The following is a 6,144-nucleotide window of genomic DNA, read 5'->3' as shown; positions in this document are numbered from 1 at the left end:
ACCGGATAAGGGGAAGCCACTTCCACAGGCACATGAATAAAAAAGAACCCCGGCGGTGCGGGCCGCCGGGGAGAGAAAGGAGAGAGAGAAGAAGAAAGGGGTTCAATTATCGGGAACTGCTGCTGTTCCTGTTCAGCTTTCCGCTGACATGTCTTATATAACCATCAGATTCTGTGTTTAATGCTGGGGTTTTCTGAGAATAACCTGAAAATTTTTAAGCTAACGAGGTCTCAGGTCCCCGGCCTTTTCTCTATTGTTTCCGCACTGGGCGCTAAACTTGGGGACAATACTGTAATTCAAGGAGTTTCTATGCTGCTGTCCGACCGCGATATTATCGCCGCACAGTCCGCTGGCCATATTTCACTCGAACCGTGGACCCCCGAAATGGTGCAGCCTGCTTCCATCGACGTGAGGCTGGATCGGTATTTCCGTTTGTTCAATAATCATGCCTACACCTATGTTGATCCGGCAGAGAACCAGGGCGCGCTGACCGAGCAATTCGAAGTGGGTCCTGATGAGCCGTGGATTCTGCATCCCGGTGAATTCGCGTTGGGTTCCACTTGGGAGTATGTGAAGCTGGACCCAACCATTGCTGCTCGTTTGGAGGGCAAGAGCTCGCTGGGCCGCTTGGGTATTTTGACCCACTCGACCGCAGGCTTCATTGATCCTGGATTCGAAGGCCATATCACGCTGGAACTTTCCAATGTTTCCACGTTGCCGGTCAAGCTGTGGCCGGGCATGAAGATTGGCCAGATGTGCTTCTTCCAGTTGAGCTCTCCGGCTGAGCATCCATATGGCTCTGCAAGCACCGGCTCGCATTATCAGGGTCAGCGCGGCCCCACGCCAAGCCGTTCCTACGAAAACTTCTATCGAGCACATATCGACGACTGAGACTGAAACCGCTCACTCGCTTATCCCAGGCAGGTGGCTGCAGTCCATCTGACGATTATTCACCGGCTCGTGCGCCGGTACTTTGTTCGCACGTCAAGGAGATGTAATGACCAACAGTGATGGTGGTTTTCAGTTCGACTTCCAGAACAACAGTGAACCGATCAAGCCGGTAGTACCGCCGCTCCCCACACAAGCAGAACAGCCGACGCAACCTGCCACTTCTGCTACCGCAGGCCAGGAAACTCAGGCGTTTAACCCGTTCCCGCAAACGCAGCCTACGGTTCCCGCACCAGTGCAGCCTACGCAGCCTGTGGCATACACGCAGCCGGCTGCTCCAGCTGCGGCCCAGCCAGTAACCGCGGCTCCCGGCCAACAGCAGTATGTATGGGATCAGGCCACGCAAAGCTTCCGCCCGGTCGCTCCAGCTGCACCAGCCGTCACACCAGCTGCTCCAGCCGTCACACCGGCTGCTGCAACGCCAGCGACTGCACCAGTGGCCCCGGCAGCCCCGACTCAGGCGATGTCTTACACGCCGCAGCCCACTAATCCGGCAGCCGACGAGGGCGCTACGCAGGTATTCCAGCCGGCCCAAACTCCCGCTGCAACTTCACCGTTCAGTACCGCTGCTCAGACTGAGGCCACACAGGCATACACTGCCTTGAATCAGACTCCTGCAGTTCCACTGTCCGCAGAGACCCCGGCTGATGAGGAAGCCACGCAGGTATTCCAGCCGGTCGCTAATGCTCCGGTGAAGCTAGCAGGACTCGAGGAGGAGCCGGCACAGCCGCTGCCTCCGACAATCTCCCCACTGGAAGAATTCGCGGATGAGGACGACTCCGGCGATGGCAACAAAGCCGGACGTCATAACGGCGGTGAGAATAAGCAGGATACCCGCAAGATTGCCATTATTGCCGGCGTGGTAGTTCTGGTGATTGCATTGATTGGCGGCGGGCTGTTCTGGTGGCACTCCAACAGCAGCAAGGTGAGTCAAGCTGCCGCTTTGGTGGAATGCAAGGCTGCGGCTAAGCAATACGATGCTGCTAAGAAGAAGTTGGCAACCGCAGTCTCCAAGGGTCAAACCACTGTTCAGGTTTCCAAGGGCAAGGTTGCGGATAGCACCACGATTGATTCCCTGAACGCGGCAGTAGAAAAGGGACAGAACCCTGAAGATACCGCCAGCTGCGATGCTTCTCTGTCCGCAGATAAGCTCAAGCAGCAGGTTAAGGATATGCAGGATCAGATCAGCACGGTGACTGATCAGACCGATGCTATTAACAGCGGTATCAAGGCTGTTAATGCTTCCGAGAAAACCGCTGATACCAATTCGAAGAAGTCCAAGCTCAGCTCGGCCATTGCTCAGGCGCAAAGCACCTTGAACAACTCTGCCGGCAATGTTGCGGATGAAAGCACTCGAACTGCTTTGCAAACCGCCATCACCAATGCCAATACCATTGCGAACAGCTCGAATCCGTCTGATGCAGATGTGGATAATGCGATTTCCGCACTGCAAAAGGCCGAGTCTGATGTGAATGCTTCCATGCAGTCCAAGCAAAAGGCTGATGCCGATAAGCAAGCGCAGGAAGAGGCTGAAAAGAAGGCACAGGAAGAAGCTCAGCAGCAACTGCAACAGCCGACTCCGAACACTGGTGGCGATAGCGGTAGCACCGACACTGGCAGCGCTACACCTGAGAGCGACTGACTAGCTCACGTCATATAGCAGAAGGTCGGATGGATCATCTCCATCCGACCTTCTTATTTACTTACTGCGCAGCTTCAATTCACAGCTGCAATTGCTGCTCTGTGCGCTTTTACTTCTTTGCCATAGCACGCAGCACAAGCTTGCGCAGTTCGGAGGCAATCAGCACGATAGCTGCCAGGCCGATGCACTCCACCCAAGCCAGAGGGCCGAGCGGCGTGGTGCCGAACGCGGAATTGAGGAACGGCACGTAAATCACCACAAGCTGCAACACAACCGAGAGTCCGATGGCACCCCACAGCCACTTGTTGGAGAACAGTCCCACGAACGCGGACTGCAAGTGGGAGCGGGAAGCCAGTGCGTTGAACAGCTGAGCGAACACCAAGATCGTGAAGCCCATTGTGCGAGCCTCAGTCATCTGTGCCTCGTGGCCGATTGCCTCCACCGAGCGGTCGGTGAACAGGCCGCCTGCCAAGTGCATATCCATGCCGATAAGCGTCACGATGGCCATGATGATGCCGATGTAGATGATGTCGCCCCACATTGAAGCGTCGATCACACGATCGGTAATCTTACGAGGCTTGCGGCCCATCACATCTTCAGTCTGCGGATCCACACCCATAGCGAGCGCCGGGGCAGCATCAGTGAGCAGGTTGATCCATAGCAACTGCGTGGCGAGCAGCGGCACGGTGACGCCTACGGTTTCCGGCTGGCGGATGCCGAGGAAGCCGGCCAGCACCACACCGAGGAACACTGTAAACACTTCTCCCACGTTGGAGCTCAGCAGGTAGCGCAGGAACTTGCGGATGTTATCGAAGATCACGCGACCTTCGCGTACGGCAGCCACAATGGTGGAGAAATTGTCATCCGCCAGAATCATCTTGGCGCTCTGCTTGGTCACTTCAGTACCGGTAATGCCCATGGCCACACCGATATCTGCGGATTTGACTGCCGGAGCATCGTTTACACCGTCGCCGGTCATGGCCACGATGTTGCCTTGGCGCTGCAGGGATTCCACAATCTTGAGCTTGTGCTCGGGAGCCACGCGCGCATAGACGGAAACGTCTGCGGTAGCCTTATCAAACTCGGCTTCGCTCTTCAGCTCGTCAAGTTGGTCACCGGTAAGCGCCTTACCATCCTTGGCGATAATGCCAAGGTCGGAAGCGATACGGGCTGCGGTCAGCGGGTGATCGCCGGTAATCATTACCGTGCGGATGCCGGCACGATGCGCTTCGGCCACGGAATCGCGGACTTCGGTGCGCGGCGGATCGATAATGCCAACCATACCGTTCCAGATCAGGTCGGTTTCGAGCGTTTCCGCCTGGTCAGCGATATCGGCCACCTGGCCGGCCGCATTGACGGCGACGCCAGGCACGTCAGCCAGTGAGCTGGTTTCGAGCGGGCGGCATGCCTCACCGAGCGTGCGGTATGCCTCAGAGGAGAGGCGTTCGACGGTGGACAGGATGGTCTGGCGGTCGCCTTCGGTGAGCTTCCTGACCTGACCGCCCACGCGAATACGGGAGCAGTAGCTCAGCAGCACGTCGGGAGCACCCTTGGCGAATACGGTGAGCTTGCCGGAATCGGTGTCGTCCTTGGCGATGATGGACATGCGCTTGCGCTCGGAGGTAAACGGGATTTCACCAACGCGCGTGTAACGCTGTGCCTTGTGATCGGCCTTGACCTTGCGGGCGGCCACAATCAGGGACACTTCAGTAGGATCGCCAACCGTCTCCCAACGGCCGTTGGCATCTTGGCGCAGTTCACCATCGTTTGCCAGCGTGCCGGCAAGCAAAGTAGCCACAACTTCATCGGCCACGGTTTTGGCCTGTTCGGATTGCGGGTCGATGCCGCCTGTCATCACCATACGGCCTTCAGGCGCGTACCCCGTGCCGGTAATCTGCACTTCGCCGCTAGGCGTGACCACACGTTCCACGGTCATTTCGTTACGGGTCAACGTACCGGTTTTATCCGAGCAAATCACGGATGCGGAGCCGAGCGTTTCCACTGAATGCAGCTTCTTGACGATGGCGTTGTGCGCGGCCATACGCTGCACGCCGAGCGCCAGCACTACGGTCAGAATCGCAGCCAAGCCTTCCGGCACGGCAGCAACAGCCAGGGAAACGGCAAGCAGGAGGGAATCAATCACATCATGAATGTCATTGAAGCCTTCCAGTACAGCGAGCGCCACCAGTACCACTACGGCGATAATGCACACTGCAATACCGAGGATCTTGGAAACGTAGTCCATTTCCTTCTGCAGCGGGGTTTTCTCGTCTTCAGTGGCGGAGAGCATGTCTGCAATCTTGCCGACCTGCGTGTTCATGCCGGTGCCGGTCACAATCGCGCGGCCGGTACCCTGGGTCACCGAAGTACCGTTGAAAATCATATTGGCGCGGTCGCCCAGAGCTTTGGCTTCGGCCAGCGTATCCGGCTTCTTGCCGACCGGCACTGATTCGCCGGTCAGGCTGGCTTCGGCGATGCGCAGGCTGGCTGCATTGACCAAGCGGCCATCGGCGGATACCGAATCACCCTCAGCGAGGACGATAATGTCGCCTGGCACAACGTCCGTGGTATTAATACGCTGAACCTTGCCGTCACGCAGCACTGACGTCTGCGGCGCAGTCATTTGGGCAAGTGCCTCTACTGCCGCCTCGGCTTTGGCTTCCTGCATATAGCCGAGCACAGCGTTAACAATCAGAATCAGGACGATAACCAGAGCATCGAACGGGAGTGCCTCTCCCCCTTCAGCACCCGGTACAGCATTGGCTTTTTCAATAAACCAAGCGATAACCGAGATTACAGTTGCTGCGAGCAGCAAATACACCAGCGGATCTTGGAACTGGGCTAGGAACTTCTTCCACTTCGGCACTGGCGGCGCACTGGCCAGCTCATTCGGACCGAATTTGGCCAGTCGACGCTTGGCTTCTTCATCACTTAAGCCCCGGCTTGGGTCGACGTTCAAGGCTTTGGCCACGTCTTCGGCACTGGTCAAACTGGGGTCGGTATCCCCCAATAACGCCTCTTGGGCGCGGACTTCTTCTGATTCCACCGCTTGATCCTGCACAGATTGCACCGATTGCGCGGTATTCAGCGCGACCTCTTCCGTTGCGGTCGCAGCGTTGGCGGATTGATCATTCTGGCGATCAACCATGATGTTCTCCTTGGTATTGCCGCGGAGTAGTCAGCCCTACCTATCACCACCGGGTTATCTCCCCCAGCTGCCCGTAGAACTGCGCGGTTGTGGGCACCGACGCAACTGCTGCCGATGCATACTTTGCCATTATTGCATAGTGCCGTGGATTGGTCGGCGTACCGACGTGCCTCACGTTTTTTGAGCGCGTAGGGTGTGGTGGTGCCTCATCGGGAATGAGCGCGAACGGTATCGGTCCTGTTTGGCTTGTCTTATGGAAGACAGGATCAGCATGGCGACGAAGCGGCAGGTCACCCTGAGATTCAGGGATGAATACATGAAGGCGTCGAAGAAGGACAAGGGACGCATCCTCGATGAGATGTGCTCCGTGCTGGGAATCGGCAGGAGCACCGCGAGACGCAGACTC

Annotated in this window: 3 protein-coding genes; 2 read left to right on the top strand and 1 reads right to left on the bottom strand. The window is 57.2% G+C overall.

The window, feature by feature from the left end:
* The first annotated feature begins 309 nt into the window (after positions 1 to 309).
* On the top strand, positions 310 to 891 hold the full coding sequence (gene dcd / locus Tam1G_RS10850; protein ID WP_033889470.1) for a dCTP deaminase: 582 nt from the start codon (positions 310 to 312) through the stop codon (positions 889 to 891).
* 106 nt (positions 892 to 997) lie between these two features.
* Positions 998 to 2,590: an FIVAR domain-containing protein gene (locus Tam1G_RS10845; protein ID WP_033889469.1), complete on the top strand. Its 1,593-nt coding sequence runs from the start codon at positions 998 to 1,000 to the stop codon at positions 2,588 to 2,590.
* Positions 2,591 to 2,699: 109 nt separating this feature from the next.
* Here the strand turns inward: Tam1G_RS10845 and Tam1G_RS10840 are convergent, their stop codons facing one another.
* Complete coding sequence (locus Tam1G_RS10840) at positions 2,700 to 5,738, bottom strand: cation-translocating P-type ATPase (protein WP_242689685.1); 3,039 nt, start codon at positions 5,736 to 5,738, stop codon at positions 2,700 to 2,702.
* Between the last annotated feature and the right edge of the window lie 406 nt (positions 5,739 to 6,144).

Origin of the sequence: Bifidobacterium imperatoris (genome assembly GCF_002860405.1) — a bacterium.
GTDB lineage: Bacteria > Actinomycetota > Actinomycetes > Actinomycetales > Bifidobacteriaceae > Bifidobacterium > Bifidobacterium imperatoris.
The sequence above is the reverse complement of the archived record's forward strand: the minus strand, read 5'-3'. Positions and strand labels throughout refer to the sequence as shown.

Bases quoted from the DNA above. Each gene is read 5' to 3' on its own strand.
- dcd (WP_033889470.1), top strand. From the start codon at position 310: ATGCTGCTGTCCGACCGCGATATTATCGCCGCACAGTCCGCTGGCCAT.
- Tam1G_RS10845 (WP_033889469.1), top strand. From the start codon at position 998: ATGACCAACAGTGATGGTGGTTTTCAGTTCGACTTCCAGAACAACAGT.
- Tam1G_RS10840 (WP_242689685.1), bottom strand. From the start codon at position 5,738: ATGGTTGATCGCCAGAATGATCAATCCGCCAACGCTGCGACCGCAACG.